We start from the raw sequence: 24,826 nt of genomic DNA, 5'->3' as shown, positions 1-24,826 counted from the left end.
TCCCCGGTCAACTCGCGGGCAGCGGGGCATCCGCGGTGTCGGCGGCGTGGATCTGCTCGGCGAGCAGCCGCAGCGCCTCGACCACCGCCGCGGAGCGGACGTGGTCCCGCCCGCCGTCCAGGTCGAGCTGTCGGACCTCGGCGCCGTTCGGGCCGGCGACCGCGACGTAGACCAGGCCGACGGGCTTGCCGTCCTGCGGTTCGGGGCCGGCGACGCCGGTGGTGGCCACTCCCCAGTCCGCGCCGCAGCGCTGGCGGCCGCCCGCGGCGAGCGCCGCCGCCACGTCCGGGTCCACCGGCCCCCGCTCGGACAGCAGGTCGGCGGGGACGCCGGCCAGGGTGCCCTTCAACTCGGTGGCGTAGACCACAAGGCCGCCCCGGTAGATCCCGCTGACCCCGGCGATGTCCACGATCGAGGCGGCCAGCAGCCCACCGGTGAGTGATTCGACGGTGGCCAGGGTCTCGTGCCGCTGGGCCAGTCGGTGCACGACCCCGGCTGCCGCACTGCCCACCTCGGCGTCGTCCGCCGCACCGTCCGCCGGCCGTTCAAGACCCGTGTCCCGCCGCATCAACCCCGCCCTCCCCGCCACACCCCCACCAACACCCTTCCCCGCCCACCGACCCCCAACCCTGCCGGCCCGATCGCGTCGATCATGAGGTTGGCGTCGCGACACGCCGCCCCGGGCGCCGACAACCTCATGATCACCGGGGCTCGCCGGGGCAGCCAGGGAGTGGGGTCAGCGGGGGCGGCGGAGGCGGAGGGCCTGGGCTATGTAGTCGAAGCCGGTGGCGACCGTGACCAGGACGGCGGCGGCCATGATCCACGGACCGACGGCCGCGAGGGCGGCGGGCATCGGCCAGAGGTACCAGGCGATGGCCAGGATCTGCAGCGCGGTCTTGACCTTGCCGCCTCGGCTGGCCGCGATCACGCCGTGCCGGATCACCCAGAACCGCAGCCCGGTGATGCCCAGCTCGCGGACGAGGATCAGCGTGGTCACCCACCAGGGCAACTGGTCGTACCAGGACAGCAGCACCAGGGCGGCACCCGTGAGCGCCTTGTCGGCGATCGGGTCGGCCACCTTGCCGACCGACGTGACAAGCCCGAACCGGCGGGCGATCCAGCCGTCCACGAGATCCGTCGCCGACGCCACCGCGAAGATCAGGCAGGCTGCCATCCGCCAGCCGGAGTGGGTCATCCCGGACATGATCACCGAGGCGGCGAAGACCGGCACCAGCGCGAGCCGCAGGGCGGTCAGCGCGTTGGCCGCGTTGACGACGGGCACCACGGCGACCACCCGGGCCGGCGTCGACTCCGCCGCCCCCGTCACCGCCGCACTCCGTGGCGTTTCCGGCACCGCACCACTGGGCTCCCCCGCTCCGCCTGGGCCCACCGTCACCGTGCCGCGCCGGGCGCCGCCGAGATCATCTCATCCGGCACCGCCAGCAGGTCCACCCCTTCGGTGCCGGTCACCGTCGCGCGTACCAGGTCACCCGGTCGCAGCGCGGCGAGGTCGACCCCACCCTCGGCCGGGGCGACCAGGGTGGTGGAACCGTCCACCTCCGGCGCCTGATGCGCCGCCCGACCCTCCACCAGGCCATCCGAGATCGAGTCGACGAGCACCTCGACGGTCGAGCCGAGACGGTCCTCGGCCCGCTGTGAGCACAACTCGTCGGCGAGCGCGCTCAGCCGGTCGTAGCGCCGCTTGATCGTCGCGGCGGAGACCTTGCCGGGCAGGCCGGCGGCCTCGGTGCCGTCCTCGTCGCTGTAGTCGAACATCCCGATCGCGTCCAGCCGGGCCTCGGTCAGGAACCGGACCAGCTCGTCGACGTCGGCGCGGGTCTCGCCGGGGAAACCGACGATGAAGTTGCTCCGGGCGCCCGCGTCCGGGGCCAACGCCCGGGCACCCGCGAGCAGCTCCAGGAAACGGTCGGTGGAGCCGAAACGCCGCATCCGGCGCAGCACCGGCTCGCTGGAGTGCTGGAACGACAGGTCGAAGTACGCGGCCACGCCCGGGGTGTTGGCGATCGCCTCGACCAGCCCGGGACGGGTCTCCGCCGGCTGGAGGTAGCTCGCCCGCACCCGGACGATGCCGGTCACCGCGGCGAGCTGCGGCAGCAGCTTCTCCAGCGCGCGGGGGTCGCCGAGGTCCTTGCCGTACGAGGTGGAGTTCTCACTGACCAGCACCAGCTCCCGTACGCCGGTCTTGGCCAACCACTCCGCCTCGGCGAGCAGCTCGTCGGGCGTACGCGAGACGAACGCCCCCCGGAAGGCGGGAATGGCACAGAACGCGCAGCGCCGGTCGCAGCCACTGGCCAGCTTCAGCGAGGCCACCGGGCCGGTGTCCAGTCGACGGCGCAGGATCTGCCGCAGGTGCGCGGGGGTGTGCTCGTCGGTGTCGACGGCGGTGCGGCTCACGGTGCCGTGGCCGGGCAGCGACACGGCACTGTCGCGCCGCTTCACCGGGGTGAGCGGCAGCAGCTCACGCCGGTCCCGGGGGGTGTGCGCGACGACCTGCTCACCGGCGACGACGGCGTTCAGCCGGGCGGCGATGTCCGGGTAGTCGTCGAAGCTCAGCACCGCCTGCGCCTCGGGCAGGCTGTCGGCCAGCTCCCGGCCGTACCGCTCGGCCATGCAGCCCGCGGCGACCACCTTGGCGCCGGTCCCGGCGGCGGCGAGCAGGGTCTGGATGGAATCCTGCTTGGCCTTCTCCACGAAGCCGCAGGTGTTGACGACCACCACGTCGGCGCCCTCGCCGTCGGTGGTCACCTGCCAGCCATCGGCGTGCAGCCGCGCGGCCAGCTCCTCCGAGTCGACCTCGTTACGGGCGCAGCCCAGGGTGAGCAGGGCTACGCGACGGCCCTCGGCGTTGTCAGAGGGGGCGGGAGAGGTGGCAGACACCATCCGAGGGTACCGGGCCGTCCGGGGAAGCCCACGCACACGGGGCTGCGGCGACGGCCGGACGCACGGCTCGGCACCGAATCGGTCACCCGGTCCCCACCGGCGCTCAGCGCGCCACGGCGCCGATGCGGGTCAACGCGTCGAGCAGAAAGACCTCGGTGCCGGCCAGGCCGGTGGAGCAGAAGACCGAGATCTGGTCCGCGGTGGTCCGGCCGGGGACCGCGCCGGCCAGGATGGCGCCCAGGTCGCGCAACCGCCCGGCGTACGGGGGCGTGGCCGCGAGCATCGGCGGCTGGTAGTCCGCCGCCTGGGCTGGCGAATCGGTGACCAGCAGGTCGGCGGCGTCCAGCAGGTCGGTGCCGAACTCGCTGCGGTCCCGCTGCTTGAAGCCGACCGCGTTGACGTGCGTGCCGGGGCTGAGGTCGGCGGCACGCAGCACCGGGGTCGGGCTGGTCGTCGCGAGCACCACGATGTCCCGCCCGGCGACGGCCGCGCCCGGGTCGGCCACCGTTCGGGTGGGCACGCCCAGCTCGGCGCGGACCCGCGCGGCGAGGGCGTCCCGCCGGGCCGCGGAGCGGCTGTGCACCACGACCTCGCGCAGCGGGCGGACCGCGGCGGCGGCCCAGACCTGGGTCCACGCCTGCCGGCCGGAGCCGATCACGCCGAGGGTGGCCGCGTCCGGACGGGCCAGGGCGTCGACCGCCAGGGCACCCAACCCTCCCGTACGACGGGAACCCAGCTCCTCGCCCACCGCCACCGCCCGGATCGCCCCGGTGCCCGCGTCGTGCAGCACCACCAACTGGTCGCTCTGCGCGTGGCCGAAGGTGTCGTAGGAGCGGTAGCCGTACCACTCGCCGACCAGGTGCCCGGCGGTGAGCACCAGCCGCCCACCGCCGAGCGGGGCGGCGGCCCGGGGCGGGGCCACGAGGCGTCCCTCGTACGCGGCCAGAAGGGCGGCCCGCATGACGTCGACGGTGGTGGCGGCGTCCAGCGCGGCGGCGACCTCGGAGTCGGCATAGATCAGCGTCATGGTGGACATCCTGCAAGTTAGAGTCAAGTACAGGTCAAGGAGGGGTGGCGGGAGTCACTCCGGCGCCGACCCCATCCATCCGCCCCGACGGCGGACCGGTGCTAGCGTCGGCTTCGGTGGCCCGTGGCCACCCCGGACGAGTGGTGGGCGTACCCGGTCAGGCCAAGACGCCCCGCGACGTGCAGACCCGACTCGTCCCGGCCCCCCGCGGCCCGGGCACTCCCGCGTGAGGTGAACGATGGCCTGGCTGGTGTTGGTGATCTCCGGACTGTTGGAGACGGCCTGGGCGGTCGCCCTGGACCGCAGCGCCGGCTTCAGCCGGCTGGTCCCGTCCGTGGTGTTCGCGGTGACGCTGGTCCTGAGCATGGGCGGCCTGGCGTACGCGCTGCGCGAGATCCCGGTCGGCACCGGTTACGCGGTCTGGGTCGGCATCGGCGCGGTCGGCACCGCGCTGATCGGGATGCTGGCGCTCGGTGAGTCGGCGAGCCTGCCCCGGGTCCTGTGCCTGCTGCTGGTGGTCGCCGGCGTGATCGGCCTGAAGGTCTTCCACTGAGCAGCCACGGCGCGGGGCGCCCTCCGGTCAGTCCACGTCGCCGCGCAGGCCGGCCAGGACGTCCTCCAGCTCGTCCGGCTTGACCAGCACGTCGCGCGCCTTCGACCCCTCCGACGGCCCGACCACTCCCCGGGTCTCCATCAGGTCCATCAGGCGACCCGCCTTGGCGAAACCGACACGTAGCTTGCGCTGGAGCATCGAGGTCGAGCCGAACTGCGAGGTCACCACCAGCTCCACCGCCTGCACCAGCAGGTCGAGATCATCGCCGATGTCCTCGTCGATCTTCTTCTTGCTCTCCTGCGCGGGGGCCAGCACGTCCTTGCGGAACTCCGGCTCGCGCTGGTCCTTGCAGAACTTCACGACGTCGGCGATCTCCCGCTCGGTGACCCAGGCGCCCTGGATTCGGACCGGCTTGGAGGCGCCCATCGGCAGGAAGAGGCCGTCACCGCGGCCGAGCAGCTTCTCCGCGCCCGGCTGGTCGAGGATGACCCGGGAGTCCGCGAGCGAGGAGGTGGCGAACGCCAGCCGGGACGGCACGTTCGCCTTGATCAGACCGGTCACCACGTCGACCGAGGGCCGTTGGGTGGCCAGGACCAGGTGGATGCCGGCCGCGCGGGCCAGCTGGGTGATCCGGACGACGGAGTCCTCCACGTCGCGCGGCGCGACCATCATCAGGTCGGCCAGCTCGTCCACGATCACCAGCAGGTACGGGTACGGGCGCATCTCCCGTTCGCTGCCCGGCGGGGCCTTGATCTCGCCGTTGCGGACCTTGCGGTTGAAGTCGTCGATGTGGCGGACCCCGTTGGCGGCGAGGTCGTCGTAGCGCATGTCCATCTCGCGGACCACCCAGTCCAGCGAGTCGGCCGCCTTCTTGGCGTTCGTCACGATCGGGGTGACCAGGTGCGGGATGCCCTCGTAGCCGGTCATCTCGACCCGCTTCGGGTCGATCAGCAGCAGCCGTACCTCGTCCGGGGTGGCCCGGGTGAGGACGGACACCAGCAGGGTGTTCAGGCACGAACTCTTCCCGGCACCGGTGGCGCCGGCAATCAAAATGTGAGGCATTTTCGCGAGGTTGGCCACCACGTAGCCACCCTCGATGTCCTTACCGAGCGCCACCACCATCGGATGGTGGTCACTTGTCGCCGCCCGTGAGCGCAGCACGTCACCGAGGGCGACGTTCTCCGGATCGGTGTTCGGAATCTCCACACCGACCGCGCTCTTGCCCGGGATCGGGCTGAGGATCCGGACGTCCGGCGACTTCACCGCGTACGCGATGTTGCGGGACAACTGGGTGATCCGTTCGACCTTGACGCCGTGGCCCAGCTCCACCTCGTAGCGGGTGACCGTCGGGCCACGGGTGAAACCGGTGACCGCCGCGTCCACGTCGAACTGGTCGAACACGCCGGTCAGCGCGGCGATCACCTCGTCGTTGGCCTTGCTGCGGGTCTTCGCGGCGGCCCCGGCGCTGAGCATGGTGGGCGGCGGCAGCTTGTAGTCCCCGGCCAGGCCGGTCAACGCGAGCTGCTCGGCCCGGGTGGGGGCGGGCGAGTGCTCCGGCGGCTCGACCGGCGCCCGGCGGCTCGCCGGCACCTTCGCCGGAGACTTGCGCGGCAGCACCACGGTCTCCTGGAGGTCCACGCCGTCCAGGTCCTCGAAGTCGTCCGGGTCCACCGGCGAAGGCATCCGCTTCGCCGGCCGCTTCCGCGCCCGCTGGGCGGCCGGCTCGTCGGCTACCTCGGCGGCCTCCGGCGCGGCGACCTGCTCGCCGGCCACAAGGCCCAGCCGCTCCGGAATCTTGTTGATCGGTGTCGCCGTCACCACGAGCAGACCGAAGAGCAGCAGCAGGATCAGCAGCGGCACCGCCACCCAGGGGGTGACCGCGCGCTCCAGCAGCCCGCCGATGCCCGCGCCGACCAACCCGCCCGCGAAGTCCCGCTCTAGCGGATTGGCCGGGGCCTGACCGACGTGGAGCAGCGCGGCTGTCGAGACGAGCAGCGAACCCCAGCCGATCAACCCGCGGCCCCGGTGCTCCGGATCGGCCGGCTGACGCATCAACCGCCAGGCCCCGATCATCAACAGCACCGGTACGACCACGGAGATCGCGCCCAGGAACAACCGGATCGTGTCGGCCAGTTGGGCACCCACCGGACCCGCTCCGGAGAGCCAGAGCGCCACGGCGGTGAGCAGGGCGAACCCGAACAGCAGCAGCCCGGCGCCGTCGCGGCGGTGCTCCGGGTCGAGGTCGCGGGCGGAGGCGGCCTGCCGACCGGCCGCCCGCACCGCCCAGCCCATCCCGTGCGCCACGCCCATCCACAGTGCGCCCACCGCGCGGCCCAGGTAGACAGCCGCGCCGGGCCGGGCCGGCGCCGTACGACGCCGGACCGGCGCCCGCGTCTTCTTCGCCGGTTGACGGGCACGACTGTTGGTGCCACCGCGCGGCGACGCGCCGCGCCGCCGGCTCGCCTGAGAGGTACGGCCCGCCATAGAGTCACGGTAACGGTGGGGCCGGTCAGATCCCCGCTTTTCCGGGTCGTGTCCGCGCGTCGAAACACGAACCCCGCCGCCGGTCGTGATATCCGCCTCAGAAGGGATGCCCCATGGCGTCGCCGGAATTCGAGGGCGATCCGGACGATCCGCTGGCCGGGCACCCGGGCGCGCTACGCCCGCTGAGCGGCGAACTGGTCGCCGCGGTGCTCGCTGCCCGTGGCCGGTCCGTCGGCCTGACCGAGGGCGGCGAGTTGGTGGGTCGCTTCGACGACAACATGATCTGGTTCCTGCGCCTCGGCGGGGACGGCGAGCTGCTCCAGGTCCGCACGATGGTCACCCCCACCTTCGGAATCGAGCAGGTGCCCGCCCTGTACGCCTTCTGCAACTCGTGGAACCACGACCGGCTCTGGCCCAAGGCGTTCGTGCACGTCGACGACGACGGTCGGGCCCGGGTCTACGGCGAGGTGGTCACCGACCTGGAACGCGGGGTGACCCCGCACCAACTCGACCAACTGCTCGACTGCGGCATCTCCACCGGCTGCCAGCTCGCCGTGGCGGTCCGTCGACTGCCTGGCGCGGTGCCGTCGTGACCGGCCGGGACGAGTTCACCGGCAGTCGCCTCGACCGGGCGGGCGAGGCCGGCGATCCGGACCTCACCCGACGGCCGCCCGTGCAGCGTGACCCGGTACTGGTGAGCGCGCTCGTCGACGCACGGGACCTGCCCGACGGACCGGCCCGGCTGCTGGCCCTCGAACGGCTCGCCGAGCGGGCCGACGCGTCCGGGGACCTCCGGTCCGCCCTGGACGCCCGGTTCGCGCTGATCGACGCGTACCTGTTGCACGGCGAGCGGTGGCGGCTGGTCGAGCCGGTACGCAGGTGCCGGGCCGCCGCCGACTACCGGCCCGAGCTGCTCACCGAGGACGAGGCTCCCCTGCTGCTGCGCCTGCAGCGGTACGCCGTGGAGGCGCTGCTCGGCACACCTCGGGTGGGCCTGGACCAGACCCGGTCCCTCCTGGACGACCTGGCCCACCGGATCGGGGCGGACGGCCCGGAGGCGCCGACCGTCGCGGAGCTGCGCTGCCGGATCGCCGACCACCTCGGCGACGAGCCCACCGCCCGCCACTGGTACCAGCGGTGGGCGGGCACGGTCGGCACCCCGTCCGGTGGCTGCCCCGGTTGCGCCCCGGCCCGCCGCGCTGAGCTGCTCGCCGGGTGGGGGGAATGGCGCGCCGCGCTGACCGAGCTGCGGGAGCCCACCGGCGACGCGGAGAGTTGCACCGACCAGCCCGAGCGGGCGCTGGTGGCCGGTCTGCTACCCGAACTGCGCGTCGGCGAGGCCGAACGGGCCGTGGCGGCGCACGTGCGGGCGTACCGGCGGCACCGGCGCGAGCGCGCGGCCTTTCCCCACCTCGCCGCACACCTGCGGTTCTGCGCTCTCGGCGGGCACCTGGACCGTGGGCTGAGCATCCTGGCCGAGCAACTGCCCCGGCTGGACCGGCCCACCGACGACCTCGCCGCGATGGAGTTCGCCGCTGCCGGTGCGCTGGTCTGCGCGCTGGCCGTCGAGGCCGGGCTCGGTCTGCGCACGGTGCCCCGCCCGGCGTACGGCGGGCGACCGGCCACCGACCTGGACGTGGCCACCCTCGGCGCGTTGCTGCTCGCGATGGTCAACGAGCTGGCCGGCAGCTTCGACGCCCGCAACGGCACCGGCCACCACTCGGGACGGATGGCCGCCTGGCTCGCCGAGCGCCCGCTGGCGGCCGCGGTGCCCCTGCCCGCCGACGACGAGCCCACCGACGCCGGATCCGGCGACGAGGGATCGAGCGACGTCGGATCCGGCGACGCTTCGCCCGGCGATGCTTCGCCGGACGGCGCAGAGCGTGACTCCGACGACGAGCGGGAACTGGTGACGCTCACCGTCGACCTGATCACGGCCGCCCTGGACCGCCGCGGGGACCGCTACGTCGTGGAGGAGGGCGAGCGGGTGGTGGGACTGTGGGAGGGAGTGGTGATCCAGTTCCGCCGGGCCGGCGAGCGCGGTGAGGTGCTGCACGCCCGGGCCATGGCCACCCGCCGGCTGCCGGCGACCCGCCGCTCCGAGGCGTACGCCTTCTGTAACGCCTGGAACCACGATCGGCTGCTGCCCAAGGCGTACGCGCACGACCTCGGCGGCGAGTTGGTGCTGGCCGGCGACGTGGCCACCGATCTGACCCACGGGGTGGCCCCGGCGCAGCTCACGGTGCTGGTGGACGCCGCCATCACCACCGGCGTCGCCTACGCCGAGGCGGTCACCGCGCTGCCCTGATACCCCGGGCGCGGCGACGCCGGCCCACTCCGAACGGAGTGGACCGGCGTCAGCGGAACAGGCTCAGACCTCGACGACGGTGGGCACGATCATCGGGCGACGACGGTACTTGTCGTTGACCCACCGCCCCACGGTCCGGCGGACGATCTGCTGGAGCTGGTGCGGGTCGGTGATGCCGTCCGCCGCGGCCCGGTTGAGCGCCTCGGTGACCAGCGGGACCACCGGGTTGAACGCCTCCGGGTCCTCGGAGAAGCCCTTCGCGGACAACGTCGGGCCGGCGACCACCTTGCCGGTGACCGAGTCCACGACGACGGTGGTGGCGATGAAGCCGCCGTCGCCGAGGATCCGCCGCTCGGTGAGCAGCGACTCGCTGACGTCACCGACGGCGAGGCCGTCCACGTAGACGTACCGGCTCTTCACGTGCCCGACCAGGGTGGCGCGGCCCTCGACCAGGTCGACCACGTCGCCGTCCTCGCAGATCACCACCCGGTCGGCGGCGACCCCGGACTCGATGCCGAGCCGGGCGTGGGCCCGCAGGTGACGCCACTCGCCGTGCACGGGCATCAGGTTGCTGGGCCGGACCACGTTGAGCAGGTAGAGCAGCTCCCCGGCGGGGGCGTGCCCGGAGACGTGCACCTTCGCGACGTCCTTGTGCACGACGACCGCGCCGGCCCGGGCCAGCCGGTTGATCACCCGGTAGACCGAGGTCTCGTTGCCGGGCACCAGCGAGGAGGCCAGCACGACGGTGTCGCCGGGGCGATGGTGATGTGCCGGTGGTCGCCGCTGGCCATCCGGCCCAGTGCGCTCATCGGCTCACCCTGCGAACCGGTGGACATCAGCACGATCTGGTCCGGCGGCAGCGTGGTCGCCTCGTCGATGCTGATGACCAACCCGGCCGGGATGTTGAGCAGGCCCAGGTCCCGGGCGATGCCCATGTTGCGGACCATGGACCGGCCGATCAGCGCGACCTTGCGGCCGTGCTCCGCGGCGGAGTCGAAGACCTGCTGCACGCGGTGCACGTGCGAGGCGAACGAGGCCACGATGATGCGGCCCTTGGCCTTCGCGAAGATCGAGTCGAGCACCGGCCCGATCTCCCGCTCCGGGGTGACGAAGCCGGGGATCTCCGCGTTGGTGGAGTCGGACAGCAGCAGGTCGACGCCCTCGGCGCCGAGCCGGGCGAAGCCGGCCAGGTCGGTGATCCGACCGTCCAGCGGGAGCTGGTCCATCTTGAAGTCGCCGGTGTGCAGCACCAGGCCGGCGGGGGTACGGATGGCCACCGCGAGGGCGTCCGGGATCGAGTGGTTGACCGCGAAGAACTCACACTCGAACGGGCCGAGCCGCTCCCGGCCGCCCTCCCGCACGGTCAACGTGTACGGCTGGATCCGCCGCTCGGCCAACTTGGCCTCGACCAGTGCGAGGGTGAACTGTGAGCCGACCAGCGGGATGTCGGGTTTGTGGGCGAGCAGGTACGGCACCGCGCCGATGTGGTCCTCGTGGCCGTGGGTCAGCACGATGGCCTGGACGTCGGCGAGCCGGTCCAGGATCGGGCCGAAGTCGGGCAGGATCAGATCCACGCCCGGTTGCTCGACGTCGGGGAAGAGCACCCCGCAGTCGACGATCAGCAACTTGCCGTCGTACTCGAAGACGGTCATGTTCCGACCGATGGCGCCGAGCCCGCCGAGCGGGATGATCCGCAGGCCGCCTTCCGGCAGCGGCGGGGGTAGTTCCGCCTCGATGTGCGCCTCGGTCACGCGTCCACCTCATTCTGCGACGCCGTCACTCGGCGCCCATCGTGTCGTTCGTTCATTCGGGCAGCTCCAGGCCCGCTGCGGCGAAGTCCGCGCGCAGCTGGGCGATCTCGTCGGTGGTGGCGTCCACGAGCGGGGGGCGCACCGGGCCGGCCGGCAGGCCCAGCGATGTCAGGCCCGCCTTCACCAGGATGGCTCCCTGGGTGCGGAAGATGCCGGTGAACAGCGGCAGCAGCCGCCGGTGCAGGGCAAGTGCGGCCGGCATGTCCCCCGCGTCGTACGCCTCGATCATCTGTGCGGTCAGCGCCCCGGTGAAGTGCGTCGAGGTGCCGACCACGCCCACGCTGCCGATGGCCAGCGCCGGCAGGGTGAGAGCGTCCTCGCCGCAGTAGAAGGCGAGGGCGGTCCGGCTGGTCACCCAGCCGGTGGCGATCAGGTCGCTCTTGGCGTCCTTGACCGCGACGATCCGGCCGTGCTCGGCGAGCCGGACCAGCGTCTCGGTGTCGATCGGCACGCCGGAGCGGTGCGGGATGTCGTACAGCATCACCGGGAGGCCGCTGGCGTCGGCGACGGCGGTGAAGTGGCGCAGCAACCCGCTCTGCGGCGGCTTGTTGTAGTAGGGGGTGACCACCAGCAGGCCGTGTGCACCCGCCTTCTCGGCGGCGGCGGCCAACTCGATGGTGTGCCGGGTGTCGTTGGTGCCGACCCCGGCGACCACCTTGGCACGGTCACCGACGGCCTCCACCACGGCCCGGATCAGGTGTTCCTTCTCCGCGTCGGTGGTGGTCGGCGACTCGCCGGTGGTGCCGTTGACCACCAGCGCGTCGTTGCCCTGCTCGTCGACCAGGTGGCTCGCCAGCCGGGCGGCGCCGTCCAGGTCGAGCGAGCCGTCGGGGGTGAACGGGCTCACCATGGCGGTGAGCACCCGGCCGAAGGGGCGGGACGCCGGTCGGGCGGCGGCGTCGAGGTGGTCGTGCGTCATACCCTCCAACCTAGCGGACGACCAGCCGGGCGCCGCCGGGGAAGGGCTCAGGACGCCTCGTGCGGGCTGGCCGCCACCTCGGTGCCGTCCGGCAGCGTGGAGATCACGAAGTCGGCGAACACGTTCGGGGCGACCCCCTGCAGCTGGCGCAGGCACTCCACGGCCAGCTCACGGATCTCCACGTCGGCGTGCTCGGTGGCCCGCATCGCGACGAAGTGCCGCCACGCCCGGTAGTTGCCGGAGACCACGATCCGGGTCTCGGTGGCGTTGGGCAGCACCGCCCGGGCGGCCTGCCGAGCCTGCTTGCGGCGCAGCGTCGGGTTCGGCTCGTCGGAGAAGCGCTGCTCGAGGCCCTCCAACAACTCGGTGTACGCCTGAACGCTCGCCTCGGCGGCCGCCACGAACTTCTTGTGCAGCTCCGGGTCGTCGGCGATGACCGCCGGCTCGACCATGGCCGCGTCCCGTTCCGGGACGTAGCGCTGGGACAGCTGGGAGTACGAGAAGTGCCGGTGCCGGATCAGCTCGTGGGTGAAGGAGCGGGACACCCCGGTGAAGTAGAAGGTGACCGACCCGTGCTCCAGCACCGACAGGTGCCCGACGTCGAGGATGTGCGCCAGGTAGCCGGCGTTGGTGGCGGTCGCCGGGTTCGGCTTCTTCCACGACTGGTAGCAGGCCCGGCCGGCGAACTCGGCGAGCGCCTGACCACCCTCCGCATCGGTCGACCACGGCACGTCGTCCGGGGCCGCGAACTGGGTCCACGCGATCAACTTGACCTGGGGCTGCACCATCTCCGGCATTCCTGGGACTGTAGTGGCGCGGCGCCTCCGGCCCCAACTCAGGCGCGCCCCGTGCAATGTCGATCACTCAGGCAGCGGGGCCGAGGTCCGGCGTCCGGGGCATCGTCGTCGGGGCTGGGGCGGCCATTCGCGTGATCGACTCGGCTTCCTGAAAGTCGGGGTGTCCGGGTCGGGTGGATGGCCCAGTTTCCTTGATGTCGAGTCGATCATGGGTGGCGTAGGTGCGTCGGAGCGCGACGGGCGGCGCGCGGTCAGACGTAGAGCGAGGTGAACGGCGCCCAGGGCAGGTTGCGCAGCACCGAGAAGGCGAGCCACACGCCCATGAACCCCACGATGACCTTCGAGCTGATCTGCAACTCCGGTAGTCGCCAACCGAACGCCTGGTTGGCCGCCCAGGCGACGAAGAGGTACGCGAGGAACGGCAGCGCGAAGACGAACAGGAAGTGGTGCCGGGCGGCGGCTGGCAGGTCGGCGTGCAGCACGTACCAGAGTGCGCGGGTGCCCCCGCAGCCTGGGCAGTCCAGCCCGGTGGTCAGCTTGAGCAGACAGGTGGGCGCGGCGTCCGGGGGCGCGTCGGCCGGATTGCTGAGCAGTGCGTAACCCATGCCGGCGGCGACACAGCCGACTGCGGCCAGCGGCCCCACCCAGCGCGGTGAACGCTCGTTGACCCGCAGCACGAACCGGGTGAGCCGGTCGCCCGGGTGCTCAAATGACGGAGTCATCGGCCAACCACCCGGACCGACGCCACCCGGACCGACACCATCCGCGCCGACACCACCCGCGCCGACACCACCCGCGCCGACACCATCCGGACCGACGCCAGCGGCACCGACGACAGCCGGGTCAGCCGGAACGGTGTGCACCGCCCCGGGGGCGGGCTGCGGCTGGTCGACCGGACCGGGAGCGCTCGTCACGCGCTCACGGTACACCGGACACGCCGACCAACGCGGCGGTGAGCGGACCGGCCAGGTCGCCGCCCAGCGGTGGTGCCACCGCGTCCAGGCCGAGCCAGCCGGCGAGCCGGTGCAACTCGGCGGCGAGCGCCACCGCGGTCTCCGCCGGGTCGGCGTCGGGCTCGATCCAGGCGGCCGGCACCAGCAGAACCCCGGCCTTGCGGTCGGCCTTCAGGTCGACCCGGGCGGTGAACCGGTCGCCCTGCAGGAACGGCAGCACGTAGTAGCCGTAGACCCGCTGTGGCGCCGGGACGTAGATCTCGATCCGGTAGGTGAAGCCGAACAGCCGCTCGGTGCGGGCACGTTCCCAGATCAGCGGGTCGAAGGGGCTGACCAGCGTGTTGCCCCGAATCCAGCGGGGCAGCCGCGCGGACGCGTGCAGCCAGGCCGGCTGTCGCCAGCCGGCCACGGTGACCGGCAGCAGCTCACCGGCCTCGGCCAGCTCGGCGACGGCCTGCCGGGCACCGGCCAGCGGCAGCCGGAAGTAGTCGCGCAGCTCCGGCTCGGCGGCCACCCCGAGCGACCGCGCGGCAAGGGCCACAAGCGTGCGGTACGCCTCGGCGTCGGTCGGGGTGGGCGCGGCCAGCACCGCCGGGGGCAGCACCCGCTCAGGCAGGTCGTAGCGGCGGGCGAAGGAGGTGCTGCGCTCCGCGGCGACCACCTCACCGGCCCAGAAGAGGAACTCCAACGCCCGCTTGACCGCCGACCAGTTCCACCCCCAGTTGCCGGTCTCCCGAGGCGCGTCGTGCTCGATCTCGGCAGCCGTCAGCGGGCCGCGGGCGGCCACCTCGTCGCGAACCCAGGCGACCAGCTCCGGCTGCTCCTGGGCGATCCGCCGCATGCCGCCCCAGGATTCGCTGTGCGCGCGGGCCATCCGCCAGCGCAGCACCGGGTGCAGCTCGACCGGCACCAACGACGCCTCGTGGCCCCAGTATTCGAACAACTCGCGGGGACGGCGGTAGGCGGCCTGGTCGAGCATCGTGGTCGGGTAGGGCCCGAGTCGGCTGTAGAGCGGCAGGTAGTGCGCGCGTTGCAGCACGTTTACCGAGTCCATCTGGATCAGGTTGACCCGGTCGAGCACCCGACGCAGGTGCCGGCGGGTGGGCACGCCGGCTGGCGCCGGGTCGGCGAAGCCCTGGGCGGCGAGCGCCACCCGTCGAGCCTGGGCGAGCGAGAGTGATTCCGGTGCGGCCATCGTCGGCGACCTTAATTCATTGGTACGACGCCGGTGCGGGAAGCTGGACGCGACGACCAACGGGGCATAGAACGGTGCAATGCTGACCATCCGTCGGGAGGAGCCGGACGACGCCGAGGCGGTCGCCCGGGTGCACGTGCACGGCTGGCAGGCGGGCTACGCCGGCTTCATGCCGGACGAGGTGCTAACGCGGCTGAACGTGGCCGCCTGGGCGCAGCGTCGCCGCGACATCGGCACCGCCGACCCGGACCACCCGTTCACCACCCTGCTCGGCGAGGTGGACGGGTTGGTCGTGGGCTTCACGACCTTCGGGCCGTACCGCCGCGACCAGGACCGCGACGACCTGGACCCGACGGTCGGCGAGGTGCTGGCGATCTACGTGGAGCCGGCGTGCTGGGGTGACGGAACCGCCACCGCGCTGCTGGCCGCCGCCCGGGCCGGGCTGCACGAGCGGGGCTGGACCGACTATCGGCTGTGGGTGCTGGCGGACAACCGGCGGGCCCGACGATTCTGTGCGCGGGCCGGGTTGTCACCGGACGGTGAGCAGTCGACCTACCAGGTGCCGCTTGCCGGTGGGAGCCCGCCGGTGGGGCTGGTCGAGCTGCGGTACGCCGGACGCCTCGACGGCTGAGCCGCCCGAGGTCAGCCAACCGCGGATCGGGAGGAAGGCCAGCAGCGCGAGGCTGATCCACACGTAGGCGTTGCTGCCCAGGAAACCGTCGACACCGCTGAAGTCCTTCTCCCAGAACCAGACGGTCCGGCTGATCAACAGCACGTACCCGACGGTCGCGGCGACCAGCAGGACCCACCGTCGACGGCCGGCCGGCGCGGCCATCGCGTTGTCGACGAGCAGGATCAGCGCGGGCAGCAGCCAGACCAGGTGGTGCACCCACGTGACCGGGCTGACCAGGCACATCACCGCGCCGGTCAACGCCAGGCCGGTGAGCTCGTCACCAGCCCGGACGGCGGCCCGGGACCGCCAGGCCCAGAGTGCCAGGGTGCCGAGCACCAGCAGCAGCCACAGCAGGGTGCTCGGGTGCTCCGGGTCGAGTCGGGCAACCACCCCGCGCAACGACTGGTTGGAGACGAACGCGAGCTCCCCCACCCGTGCGGTGTTCCACAACGCCTCCGTCCAGAACTCCCGGGACGCGTCCGGGAAGAGCGCACCGGCCAGCAGCGACACCCCGGCGGCCGTCCCGCAGGCGGTGAGCGCCGCCCGCCACCGCCCGGTCACCAGCAGGTAGACGATGAAGACACCCGGGGTCAGTTTGATCGCGGTGGCGAGCCCGATGCCCACCCCGGCCCACCGGTTGCCGGCCGGCAGCAGCCGCAGCAGATCCACCGCCACCAGGAAGAGCAGCAGCGTGTTGACCTGGCCGAAGTTGATCGTCTCCCGCATCGGCTCGAACGCGGCGACCAGGCAGAGCGCCACCGCGAGGGCGAACCACCGGGTCCAGCCGGACCGGCGGGCGATCGGGTCGACCAGCCACCAGATGAGCACCGTGGTGGTGACCACGCTGGCGAGCACGCTCACCACGATCGCGGCCGTCCACGGCAGGTACGCCATCGGCAGCATCACCAGCGCGGCGAACGGCGGGTAGGTGAAGCCGTACTGGGTGCTCGGCTTGAGGTAGTCGTAGATCTCCCCGCCGTCGTGCACCCACCAGGTCAACGCGCCGTAGTAGACCTTCAGGTCGAAGAAGCCGTGCCGCACCGCCGCGACGGCGAGGAACGCGGTGACCGCCGCGGCGAGCACCACCACCCCGACGACCTGCGCGATCGTCCTCCTGGCACCCTGCGCCACCGTCGTCTCCCCCGTCCTGCGTAGGCTTCCGTCCCATGGCTCTCGGGTACGTCCGCCCGGCGCGTCCTGAGGACGCCGGCGAGATCGCACGCATCCAACTCGCGACCTGGCGGGTCGCGTACCGTCGGATCCTGCCTCGGCACGTGCTCGACAACCTGGACGAGGCGTTCCTCGCCCGGCGGTGGAGCGCCGCGGTGCTGGAGCCGCCCTCGGGCGCGCACCGGGTGCTGGTCGCCGTCGAACAGGCCGAGCAATCGTATCTGGTGGGGTTCGCCGCCTCCGGTCCGGCCGACGCCGAGGCGCTGGCCCCGGGCGAGCCGGCGGACGCGCTCGGCCCGGACGTGGCCGCGGTGACCGATCTGCTGGTGGAGCCGCGGTGGGGCCGGCGCGGGCACGGCAGCCGGTTGCTCGCCGCCGCCGTCGACCTGTGGCGGGAGGACGGGCTGAGCCGGGCGGTGGCCTGGGCGTTCGAGGGTGACGAGGCGACCCGGAAGTTCCTCACCAGCACCGGGTGGGAGCTCGACGGCGCGGCCCGTGCCCTGGACGTCGACGACATGCTGGTCCCCCAGGTACGCCTGCACGTGGGCGTACCGACGGAGAAGGTGTCCGCGGACGACGAGCCGGCCGGCTGACCCTCGGGCCCGGACGCCGGTCCGGCGCGTCCGGCCGGAGGTGCAGGGCCGATGTCGGACCGGTCGCCTACCGTCAGGCCCATGAGCTCAGCCACCGCGCCGCTGTCGGCGCCGACCGCCGAGGAGCACCTGGAGGAGTTCCGGGTCGAGCTGACCGGTTACTGCTACCGGATGCTCGGCTCACTGTTCGACGCCGAGGACGCTGTGCAGGAGACTCTGCTGCGGGCCTGGCGCGGGTGGGACGACTTCGACGGCCGGTCCAGCACGCGCACCTGGGCCTACCGGATCGCCACAAACGTCTGCCTGGATCTGCTGCGGGGTCGGCGGCGGCGGGCCCTGCCGACGGACTTCGGCGATCCGTCGTCGCCGCAGGCGGCAAGCCTCGGTGACGTCGAGGCGGGTTGGTTGGGGCCGGCACCTGATGCCGCGGTGCTACCCACCGCGGATCCGGCGGAGCTGGTGGTGCTTCGGGACTCGGTCCGGTTGGCGTTCGTCGCCGCACTACAGCACCTGCCTGCCCGGCAGCGCGCGGCGCTGATCCTGCGGGACGTGCTGGGCTGGCACGCCGACGAGGTCGCCAGGCTGCTCGACACCAGCGTGCCGGCCGTCAACAGTGCGCTGCAGCGCGCCCGGGCCACGCTCGCCGAGCGGGATGGCGGGGCGACCGGTCCGGCGTTGGACGAGGAGCACCGCGACCTGTTGGACCGCTACGTGCGGGTGTTCGAACGCTACGACATCGACGCCCTGGTGGGTCTGCTGCGCGAGGACGTGGTGCACAGCATGCCTCCGTACCGGATGTGGTTGTCCGGTGCCGCCGACATCGGCCGGTGGTTGACCTCCGGGCCGGGGTCCGGCTGCCGGGGCTCGCGGCTCCTTCCGGTGTCGGCCAACGGCGGCCCGGCGCTGGCGCAGTACCGTCCCGACCGGGCCGGGGGTCGCCGCGCTTTCTCCATCCAGCTCATCGACGTCGCCGACGGTCAGATCGTCCGGCTCACGCACTTCCTGGAGCCGGCGCTCTTCGCCCGCTTCGGCCTGCCCGACAAGATTGGTTGACCGCGCACCGATGAGTTCGGGGCCGTCCGGTCGTCCACCCTCCGACACCAGCCGTGACCAGGAGGGCGAGAACGATGCGGACAGCACACCTAGCAGCCGGGCGTCGGGAGTGGATCGGGCTGGCGGTGCTCGCCCTGCCCACTCTGCTGCTGGCACTCGACCTGAGCGTGCTCTACCTGGCCCTGCCGAGCCTCAGCGCGGACCTCGGCGCCGACAGCACCCAGCAGTTGTGGATCACCGATGCCTACGGCTTCCTGATCGCCGGTTTCCTGGTCACGATGGGCACCCTGGGCGACCGGGTGGGCCGGCGACGCCTGTTGCTGATCGGGGCCGGGGCGTTCGCCGTGGTCTCGGTGGTGGCCGCGTACGCGCCGAACCCGCCGCTGTTGATCGCCGCGCGGGCACTGCTCGGCGTCGCCGGGGCCACGCTGATGCCCTCCACGCTGGCCCTGATCAGCAACATGTTCCAGGTCCCGGCTCAGCGGGCGGTCGCGGTCGGGGTCTGGATGAGCTGCTTCATGGGCGGGATGGCGGTCGGCCCGGTGATCGGCGGGGTGCTCCTGGAGAATTTCTGGTGGGGCTCGGCGTTCCTGCTGGGCGTGCCGGTGATGGTGGTGTTGCTGGTGACCGCGCCGCTGCTGCTACCGGAGTTCCGCGACCCGCACCCCGGTCGACTGGACCTGGTCAGCGTCGGGTTGTCACTCGCCACCATCCTGCCGGTGGTCTACGGCGTCAAGGAGTTGGCCCGGCACGGTTGGCGCCCGCTGGCCGTGCTGGCGATCGTGACCGGCCTGCTGATCGGGATGGCCTTCGTCCGGCGGCAGCGCCGGCTGCCTCATCCACTGCTGGACGTGGGCCTCTTCGCCAACCGCACGTTCACCGCCGCACTGCTGCTGTTCCTGCTCAACGGCGTGTTGATGGGCGGCACGTTCCTGCTCGTCAGCCAATGGCTGCAACTGGTCGAGGGGCTGACGCCGCTGCGCGCCGGGCTGCTGCTGGTGCCGCAGGCGGTGGCGATGATCGGTGCGACCACCCTGGCACCGTTGCTGGCCCGCCGGTTCCGGCCGGGGCACGTGATGGCCGTCGGGCAACTGGTCACGGCGGCGGGCTTCCTGCTCCTCACCGGGGTGGAGGGCGACCACGCCCTCCTCGTCGTCCTGGTCGCCTTCGTCGTCGCCTCGGTCGGGATCGCACTGCCGTCGGCACTGGTCACCGACCTGATCGTGGGGTCGGCACCGCCTGAGCGGGCCGGCTCGGCGGCGTCGATATCCGAGACCAGCGGCGAGTTGGGCATCGCTCTGGGTGTGGCCGTCCTGGGCAGCGTGGGGGCAGCCGTCTACCGGGCCGAGCTGGGTCCGGCGCTGCCCGCGGGCCTGCCCGCCGAGGCGGCGGCCCGGGCCCGCGACGGGCTGGCCGGGGCGGTGACGGTGGCCGGTGAGGTGCCGAGCGGGGTCGGTGCCGCACTTGTCGACGCCGCTCGGGCGGCCTACACGAGTGGGCTGGTCGTGACGGCCACCGCCGGTGCCGTCCTGCTGCTCGGGCTCGCCGTGGTCGCCGCGTTGGCGTTCCGCTCGGTGCCGCCGTACGCGCCGGTCGGTGCCGAGCCGGCGCAGCCCGAGGAGACCGCACCGGTCGCCGGCCAGCGCTGATACCGCGAGTCGCCGCCCACTCCGGAGGCGGAGGATCGGGTCGGTCAGTCGAGAAGCGCGTCCAGGGCGACGGTGAGGCCGGGGCGGTTGCGCACCGCGCGGACGGCCAGCAGCACGCCCGGCATGAACGACACCCGGTCGTACGAGTCGTGCCGGATGGTGAGCGTCTCGCCGGTGGTGCCGAAGAGCACCTCCTGGTGGGCGACGAGTCCGCTGGCGCGCACCGCGTGCACGCGTACCCCGTCGATGTCGGCGCCGCGCGCACCCGGCACCTCGTCCTTGGTGGCGTCCGGGACCGGGCCGAGGCCGGCGTCGGCGCGGGCCTGGGCGATCTTGCGGGCGGTGTGCGTGGCGGTGCCGCTGGGCGCGTCCAGCTTGCCCGGGTGGTGCTGCTCGATGATCTCGACGGACTCGAAGTGACGGGCGGCCCGCGCGGCGAACTGCATCATCAGCACCGCGCCGATGCCGAAGTTCGGGGCGATCACCACACCCACCTCGGGCTTGGCGGCCAGCCAGCCGCGCACCTGCTCCAGCCGCTGCTCGGTGAAGCCGGTCGTGCCGACCACCGCGCTGATGCCCTGCTCTACGCACCACCGGAGGTTGTCCATGACGACGTCCGGGGTGGTGAAGTCGACGACCACGTCAGCGCCGGAGGCGGCGGAGAGGTCGTCACCCTGGTCGATGGCCGCGACCAGATCGAGGTCGTCCGCGGCGTCGACCGCCTTGCAGACCTCGATGCCCATCCGGCCGCGCGCACCCAGCACACCGACCCGCAGCAGCTCGGCCGGGGTCTTTCCCTGCTCGTCAGTCACGGGGCACAACCTATCCCAATCGGGACGTCCGCCTCGGGCCGGACCCGGCCCGGACCACTGACCGGGCAGCCCTCAGACGGTGAAGTCGCCCGCGCCGAACGGGCCGACCACGGCCAGCGACATGGGCCGGCTGAGCAGCTCGGCGGCGAGGACGTTCACGTCCTGCACGGTGACCTCGTCGACCCGGCGGAGCAACTCGTCCACCGGCATCAGGTCGCCGTAGAGCAGCTCACCCTTGGCCAGTCGACTCATCCGGGAACCGGTGTCCTCCAGGCCGAGCACGAACGAGCCCTTGCTCATCCCCTTGCCGCGGGCCACCTCCGCCTCGGTCAACCCGTCGGCGGCCACCCGGGCCAGCTCGGCGCGGGTCAGAGCCAGCACCTCGTCCACCTTGCCCGGTGCACAGCCGGCGTAGACGGCGAACAGGCCGGTGTCGGCGTACTGGCTGGCGTAGGAGTAGACCGAGTACGCGAGGCCGCGCTGCTCGCGGATCTCCTGGAACAGGCGGCTGGACATGCCACCGCCGAGCACGTTGTTGAGCACCCCGAGGGCGAAGCGCCGATCGTCGAGGCGGTCGATGCCGGGGCAGCCGAGGATGATGTGGGCCTGCTCGGTCTCTTTCGGCTCCACGAGGGTGGTCGCCGGCTTGGTGCGTACCGCCGGGGTGGCCGCCCGATGCGGCGCCGGGGTGGCCGGGTCGCTGTCCAGTGGGGTGCCCCGCACGGCCTGGCGGACCATCTTCACGACGGTGGCGTGGTCCAGGTTGCCGGCGGCGGCGATGACGATCTGCGGCGCGGTGTAGCGGCCCCGGTAGAAACTCTGGATCTGCTTGCGGGTCATCGGCGTGACCGTCTCGGCGGTGCCGGAGATCAGCCGACCCAGCGGGTGCTCGCCGTAGACGGCCTGGACGAAGAGGTCGTGCACCTCGTCACCGGGCTCGTCGTCGTGCATGGCGATCTCTTCCAGGATCACGCCACGCTCGGTCTCGACGTCGGCCGGCTCCAACAGCGAGTCGGCGACCAGGTCGCACATCACGTCGATCGCCAGCGGCAGATCCTCGTCCAGCACCCGCGCGTAGTAGCAGGTGTATTCCTTCGTGGTGAACGCGTTCGTCTCACCACCCACCGCCTCGATCTGCGAGGAGATCTCCAGTGCGGTGCGCTTGTGGGTGCCCTTGAAGAGCAGGTGCTCGAGGAAGTGCGCGGCACCGGCCTGCGGGCCGGTCTCGTCACGCGAGCCGACCGCCACCCAGACACCGAACGAGACGCTGCGCATCGTCGGGATCGCCTCGGTGAGGACGCGCAGGCCGCTGGGCAGCACGGTACGTCGTACCGTGCCGCCCAGCGGGTCGTCGCTGAGCGTCCGGGTCACCGCGCGGGCGGTGCCGCCGGAGCGGCCCGCCCCGGTGTCCCGGGACGCAGCCACCCCCCGTCGATCCGGTGGAAACGGCGCACTGAAGGCCCGACTCACGACTTGCTCCCGGTTCGACGAGGGGTGGGTGATGCGAGGTACGACGATCAGCTGTGCCGGGTCCGGCGGCGCGGACGCTCGCCGCCCTCGCCACCCTCGCCGCCGCCGCCGTTGCCGCCTTCGCCGCCACGCTCGGGGCCACGGCCACCTCGGTCGCCGCCACGCTCACGGTCGCCACGGTCACGCGGAGCCCGGTCGCCCCGGTCCCGACCAGCCGGCCGGTCGCCAGCGGCGGCCTCACCGGCGGCCGGAGCCTCGGTGCCCTCCGGGCGGACCTTGTCGAGGTAGATCTTGCCGCGGGCGTCGATGTCCGCGATCTCGACCTCGACCCGGTCACCGACGTTGAGGAAGTCCTCGACGCGCTCGACCCGCTTGCCGTCGCCCACCTTGGAGATGTGCAGCAGGCCGTCACGGCCCGGCAGCAGCGAGACGAACGCCCCGAACGCGGCGGTCTTGACCACCGTGCCGAGGAACCGCTCGCCCTGCTTCGGCAGCGTCGGGTTGGCGATGCCGTTGATCCGGTCGACGGCCGCCTGGGCCGACGGGCCGTTGGTGGCGCCGACGTAGATCGTGCCGTCGTCCTCGATGGAGATCTCGGCGCCGGTCTCGTCCTGGATCGCGTTGATGGTCTGCCCCTTCGGGCCGATCACCATGCCGATCTTGTCGACCGGGATCTTGACGGTGGTGACCCGCGGCGCGTAGTCCGACATCTCGGCCGGAGCCTCGATCGCGGCCTTCATGACGCCGAGGATGACCTGCCGGGCCTCGTTCGCCTGCTGCAACGCGGCAGCCAGCACGTCCGACGGGATGCCGTTGAGCTTGGTGTCGAGCTGGAGCGCGGTGACGAACTCCGGGGTGCCGGCGACCTTGAAGTCCATGTCACCGAACGCGTCCTCGGCACCGAGGATGTCGGTGAGCGTCACGTACTGGGTCTTGCCGTCCACCTCGTCGGAGATGAGCCCCATCGCGATGCCGGCGACCGGCGCCTTCAGCGGGACACCCGCGGAGAGCAGGCCCAGCGTCGACGCGCAGACCGAACCCATCGAGGTGGAACCGTTGGAGCCGAGCGCCTCCGACACCTGCCGGATGGCGTACGGGAACTCCTCGCGCGACGGCAGCACCGGGATCAGCGCACGCTCGGCGAGCGCGCCGTGCCCGATCTCGCGACGCTTCGGCGAGCCGACCCGACCGGTCTCACCTGTCGAGTACGGCGGGAAGTTGTAGTTGTGCATGTAGCGCTTGCGGTTCTCGGGGGACAGCGTGTCCACCATCTGCTCCATGCGGAGCATGTTCAGCGTGGTGACGCCCAGGATCTGGGTCTCGCCCCGCTCGAACAGCGCCGAACCGTGCACCCGGGGCAGCACGCCGACCTCGGCGGTCAGCGCCCGGATGTCACGCGGGCCACGGCCGTCCATGCGGACCTGCTCGCGCAGCACGCGGTTGCGCACCTCGGACTTGGTGAGCGACCGGAAGGCGGCGCTGAGCTCCTTCTCCCGACCCTCGAACCGAGCGCCCAGCTCCTCGGCGACGCGGGCCTTGACCCGGTCCAGGGCCTCCTCGCGGTCGGCCTTGCCGGCGATGGTGATCGCCTCGGCGACCTCGCCGCGGGCCAGCTCGGAGACGGCGTCGTACACGTCGTCCTGGTAGTCCAGGAAGACCGGGAACTCGGTGACCGGCTTGGCCGCGACCTCGGCCAGCTCGCTCTGCGCGCGGCACAGCTCGCGGATCGCCGGCTTGGCGGCCTCCAGACCGCTGGCCACGACCTCCTCGGTCGGGGCGGTGGCACCGGCCGAGATCAGGGCGACGGCGTTCGGGGTGGCCTCCGCCTCGACCATCATGATCGCGACGTCACCGTCCTCGAGCGTGCGGCCGGCCACGACCATGTCGAAGGTGGCGCGAGCCAGCTCCTCCAGGGTCGGGAAGGCAACCCACTGGCCGTCGATGTGGGCGACGCGGGTCGCACCGATCGGGCCGGAGAACGGCAGGCCGGAGAGCTTGGTCGACATCGAGGCGGCGTTGATCGCCACGACGTCGTACGGGTGCTGCGGGTCGAGCGCGAGGATGGTCTCGACGACCTGGACCTCGTTGCGCAGGCCCTTCACGAAGGACGGGCGCAGCGGCCGGTCGATCAGGCGGCAGGTGAGGATCGCGTCCTCGCTGGGCCGGCCCTCACGGCGGAAGAACGAGCCGGGAATGCGGCCCGCGGCGTACATCCGCTCCTCGACGTCGACGGTCAGCGGGAAGAAGTCGAACTGCTCCTTCGGGTGCTTACCGGCGGTGGTGGCGGAGAGAACGACCGTCTCGCCCAGCTGGGCGATGACGGAACCGGCGGCCTGGCGAGCCAGCCGGCCGGTGGAGAAGGTGATCTCGCGGGTGCCGAAGGACCCGTTGTCGATCACGGCGGTGCGGGATTCGGTGCCGAGTTTGGTCTCGGTCATGTGCTGTCGTGCTCCTTCGC

20 protein-coding genes, 1 pseudogene and 1 riboswitch are annotated in these 24,826 nt (G+C 72.4%); of the genes and pseudogenes, 7 read left to right on the top strand and 14 right to left on the bottom strand.

Going from position 1 to position 24,826, the window contains the following annotated elements; all coding sequences use genetic code 11:
• Positions 1 to 7 precede the first annotated feature (7 nt).
• The 4 genes from AB0C25_RS31880 to AB0C25_RS31865 all read right to left on the bottom strand — a co-directional run bounded on the left by AB0C25_RS31880 (position 8) and on the right by AB0C25_RS31865 (position 3,928).
• Positions 8 to 568 carry a CinA family protein gene (locus AB0C25_RS31880; RefSeq protein WP_357378165.1) on the bottom strand — a complete coding sequence of 187 codons (561 nt, stop codon included), beginning with the start codon at positions 566 to 568 and terminating at the stop codon, positions 8 to 10.
• Between the two features lie 168 nt (positions 569 to 736).
• Complete coding sequence (pgsA, locus tag AB0C25_RS31875; protein WP_357378163.1) at positions 737 to 1,327, bottom strand: CDP-diacylglycerol--glycerol-3-phosphate 3-phosphatidyltransferase; 591 nt, start codon at positions 1,325 to 1,327, stop codon at positions 737 to 739.
• 65 nt (positions 1,328 to 1,392) lie between these two features.
• Positions 1,393 to 2,901: a 30S ribosomal protein S12 methylthiotransferase RimO gene (gene rimO, locus AB0C25_RS31870; RefSeq protein WP_357378161.1), complete on the bottom strand. Its 1,509-nt coding sequence runs from the start codon at positions 2,899 to 2,901 to the stop codon at positions 1,393 to 1,395.
• Between the two features lie 103 nt (positions 2,902 to 3,004).
• A complete protein-coding gene (locus tag AB0C25_RS31865) occupies positions 3,005 to 3,928 on the bottom strand; it encodes an ornithine cyclodeaminase family protein (RefSeq protein ID WP_357378159.1) in 924 nt (307 codons plus the stop codon).
• A gap of 112 nt (positions 3,929 to 4,040) precedes the next feature.
• Positions 4,041 to 4,105, top strand: a riboswitch (guanidine-III (ykkC-III) riboswitch).
• Positions 4,106 to 4,166: 61 nt separating this feature from the next.
• Between AB0C25_RS31865 and AB0C25_RS31860 the strand changes: the two genes are divergently transcribed.
• Entirely contained in the window at positions 4,167 to 4,481 is a 315-nt protein-coding gene (locus AB0C25_RS31860; protein WP_357378157.1) for an SMR family transporter, read from the top strand.
• Positions 4,482 to 4,508: 27 nt separating this feature from the next.
• On the opposite strand, the gene AB0C25_RS31855 is transcribed toward AB0C25_RS31860, so the two are convergent.
• The gene (locus tag AB0C25_RS31855; RefSeq protein ID WP_357378155.1) at positions 4,509 to 6,965 is read right to left on the bottom strand and encodes a DNA translocase FtsK 4TM domain-containing protein; all 2,457 of its coding nucleotides are present in this window, start codon (positions 6,963 to 6,965) and stop codon (positions 4,509 to 4,511) included.
• A 113-nt stretch (positions 6,966 to 7,078) separates the two neighbouring features.
• Here AB0C25_RS31855 and AB0C25_RS31850 point away from each other — a divergent pair, with 113 nt between their 5' ends.
• Together AB0C25_RS31850 and AB0C25_RS31845 are read left to right on the top strand one after the other, a co-directional pair.
• The gene (locus tag AB0C25_RS31850; RefSeq protein WP_357247345.1) at positions 7,079 to 7,558 is read left to right on the top strand and encodes a YbjN domain-containing protein; all 480 of its coding nucleotides are present in this window, start codon (positions 7,079 to 7,081) and stop codon (positions 7,556 to 7,558) included.
• 80 nt (positions 7,559 to 7,638) lie between these two features.
• Entirely contained in the window at positions 7,639 to 9,273 is a 1,635-nt protein-coding gene (locus AB0C25_RS31845; RefSeq protein ID WP_357378210.1) for a YbjN domain-containing protein, read from the top strand.
• Between the two features lie 63 nt (positions 9,274 to 9,336).
• On the opposite strand, the pseudogene AB0C25_RS31840 reads toward AB0C25_RS31845, so the two are convergent.
• The 5 genes and pseudogenes from AB0C25_RS31840 to AB0C25_RS31820 all read right to left on the bottom strand — a co-directional run bounded on the left by AB0C25_RS31840 (position 9,337) and on the right by AB0C25_RS31820 (position 14,948).
• Positions 9,337 to 11,024 (bottom strand): annotated as a pseudogene (locus tag AB0C25_RS31840) (ribonuclease J).
• A gap of 52 nt (positions 11,025 to 11,076) precedes the next feature.
• Entirely contained in the window at positions 11,077 to 12,003 is a 927-nt protein-coding gene (gene dapA, locus AB0C25_RS31835; RefSeq protein ID WP_357378153.1) for a 4-hydroxy-tetrahydrodipicolinate synthase, read from the bottom strand.
• A gap of 47 nt (positions 12,004 to 12,050) precedes the next feature.
• The gene (thyX, locus tag AB0C25_RS31830) at positions 12,051 to 12,791 is read right to left on the bottom strand and encodes an FAD-dependent thymidylate synthase (protein ID WP_357378208.1); all 741 of its coding nucleotides are present in this window, start codon (positions 12,789 to 12,791) and stop codon (positions 12,051 to 12,053) included.
• A 260-nt stretch (positions 12,792 to 13,051) separates the two neighbouring features.
• Positions 13,052 to 13,714 (bottom strand): DUF2752 domain-containing protein, encoded by a 663-nt coding sequence (locus AB0C25_RS31825; RefSeq protein WP_357378151.1) that lies wholly within the window; start codon positions 13,712 to 13,714, stop codon positions 13,052 to 13,054.
• A 4-nt stretch (positions 13,715 to 13,718) separates the two neighbouring features.
• Complete coding sequence (locus AB0C25_RS31820; protein WP_357378149.1) at positions 13,719 to 14,948, bottom strand: crosslink repair DNA glycosylase YcaQ family protein; 1,230 nt, start codon at positions 14,946 to 14,948, stop codon at positions 13,719 to 13,721.
• A 79-nt stretch (positions 14,949 to 15,027) separates the two neighbouring features.
• Between AB0C25_RS31820 and AB0C25_RS31815 the strand changes: the two genes are divergently transcribed.
• Positions 15,028 to 15,579, top strand: coding sequence for a GNAT family N-acetyltransferase (locus AB0C25_RS31815; RefSeq protein WP_357378146.1), 552 nt, complete (start codon positions 15,028 to 15,030; stop codon positions 15,577 to 15,579).
• Here AB0C25_RS31815 and AB0C25_RS31810 read toward each other — a convergent pair.
• Positions 15,478 to 16,752 carry a glycosyltransferase 87 family protein gene (locus tag AB0C25_RS31810; protein WP_357378144.1) on the bottom strand — a complete coding sequence of 425 codons (1,275 nt, stop codon included), beginning with the start codon at positions 16,750 to 16,752 and terminating at the stop codon, positions 15,478 to 15,480. The genes AB0C25_RS31815 and AB0C25_RS31810 overlap by 102 nt on opposite strands.
• Before the next feature lie 35 nt (positions 16,753 to 16,787).
• On the opposite strand from AB0C25_RS31810, the gene AB0C25_RS31805 reads away from it, so the two are divergent.
• From AB0C25_RS31805 to AB0C25_RS31795, 3 genes are all read left to right on the top strand, one after another.
• Entirely contained in the window at positions 16,788 to 17,384 is a 597-nt protein-coding gene (locus AB0C25_RS31805) for a GNAT family N-acetyltransferase (protein WP_357378142.1), read from the top strand.
• Positions 17,385 to 17,465: 81 nt separating this feature from the next.
• Positions 17,466 to 18,437, top strand: a complete 972-nt coding sequence (locus AB0C25_RS31800; RefSeq protein ID WP_357378140.1) for a sigma-70 family RNA polymerase sigma factor — start codon at positions 17,466 to 17,468, stop codon at positions 18,435 to 18,437.
• A 74-nt stretch (positions 18,438 to 18,511) separates the two neighbouring features.
• Positions 18,512 to 20,086, top strand: coding sequence for an MFS transporter (locus AB0C25_RS31795; protein WP_357378138.1), 1,575 nt, complete (start codon positions 18,512 to 18,514; stop codon positions 20,084 to 20,086).
• 44 nt (positions 20,087 to 20,130) lie between these two features.
• Here AB0C25_RS31795 and dapB read toward each other — a convergent pair whose 3' ends face one another.
• The 3 genes from dapB to AB0C25_RS31780 all read right to left on the bottom strand — a co-directional run bounded on the left by dapB (position 20,131) and on the right by AB0C25_RS31780 (position 24,806).
• Positions 20,131 to 20,898, bottom strand: coding sequence for a 4-hydroxy-tetrahydrodipicolinate reductase (gene dapB / locus AB0C25_RS31790; RefSeq protein ID WP_357378136.1), 768 nt, complete (start codon positions 20,896 to 20,898; stop codon positions 20,131 to 20,133).
• A gap of 72 nt (positions 20,899 to 20,970) precedes the next feature.
• A complete protein-coding gene (locus AB0C25_RS31785) occupies positions 20,971 to 22,368 on the bottom strand; it encodes a pitrilysin family protein (protein ID WP_357378134.1) in 1,398 nt (465 codons plus the stop codon).
• 47 nt (positions 22,369 to 22,415) lie between these two features.
• A complete protein-coding gene (locus AB0C25_RS31780; protein ID WP_238686825.1) occupies positions 22,416 to 24,806 on the bottom strand; it encodes a polyribonucleotide nucleotidyltransferase in 2,391 nt (796 codons plus the stop codon).
• Positions 24,807 to 24,826 lie beyond the last annotated feature (20 nt).

Origin of the sequence: Micromonospora sp. NPDC048839 (assembly GCF_040649915.1) — a bacterium.
In the GTDB taxonomy this organism is placed as follows: domain Bacteria; phylum Actinomycetota; class Actinomycetes; order Mycobacteriales; family Micromonosporaceae; genus Micromonospora.
The sequence above is the reverse complement of the archived record's forward strand: the minus strand, read 5'-3'. Positions and strand labels throughout refer to the sequence as shown.

Bases quoted from the DNA above. Each gene is read 5' to 3' on its own strand.
- AB0C25_RS31805 (WP_357378142.1), top strand. From the start codon at position 16,788: ATGGCTCTCGGGTACGTCCGCCCGGCGCGTCCTGAGGACGCCGGCGAG.
- rimO (WP_357378161.1), bottom strand. From the start codon at position 2,901: ATGGTGTCTGCCACCTCTCCCGCCCCCTCTGACAACGCCGAGGGCCGT.
- AB0C25_RS31820 (WP_357378149.1), bottom strand. From the start codon at position 14,948: ATGGCCGCACCGGAATCACTCTCGCTCGCCCAGGCTCGACGGGTGGCG.
- AB0C25_RS31850 (WP_357247345.1), top strand. From the start codon at position 7,079: ATGGCGTCGCCGGAATTCGAGGGCGATCCGGACGATCCGCTGGCCGGG.
- AB0C25_RS31855 (WP_357378155.1), bottom strand. From the start codon at position 6,965: ATGGCGGGCCGTACCTCTCAGGCGAGCCGGCGGCGCGGCGCGTCGCCG.
- AB0C25_RS31860 (WP_357378157.1), top strand. From the start codon at position 4,167: ATGGCCTGGCTGGTGTTGGTGATCTCCGGACTGTTGGAGACGGCCTGG.
- AB0C25_RS31800 (WP_357378140.1), top strand. From the start codon at position 17,466: ATGAGCTCAGCCACCGCGCCGCTGTCGGCGCCGACCGCCGAGGAGCAC.
- AB0C25_RS31865 (WP_357378159.1), bottom strand. From the start codon at position 3,928: ATGACGCTGATCTATGCCGACTCCGAGGTCGCCGCCGCGCTGGACGCC.
- AB0C25_RS31815 (WP_357378146.1), top strand. From the start codon at position 15,028: ATGCTGACCATCCGTCGGGAGGAGCCGGACGACGCCGAGGCGGTCGCC.
- thyX (WP_357378208.1), bottom strand. From the start codon at position 12,791: ATGGTGCAGCCCCAGGTCAAGTTGATCGCGTGGACCCAGTTCGCGGCC.
- AB0C25_RS31880 (WP_357378165.1), bottom strand. From the start codon at position 568: ATGCGGCGGGACACGGGTCTTGAACGGCCGGCGGACGGTGCGGCGGAC.
- dapA (WP_357378153.1), bottom strand. From the start codon at position 12,003: ATGACGCACGACCACCTCGACGCCGCCGCCCGACCGGCGTCCCGCCCC.
- AB0C25_RS31780 (WP_238686825.1), bottom strand. From the start codon at position 24,806: ATGACCGAGACCAAACTCGGCACCGAATCCCGCACCGCCGTGATCGAC.
- AB0C25_RS31795 (WP_357378138.1), top strand. From the start codon at position 18,512: ATGCGGACAGCACACCTAGCAGCCGGGCGTCGGGAGTGGATCGGGCTG.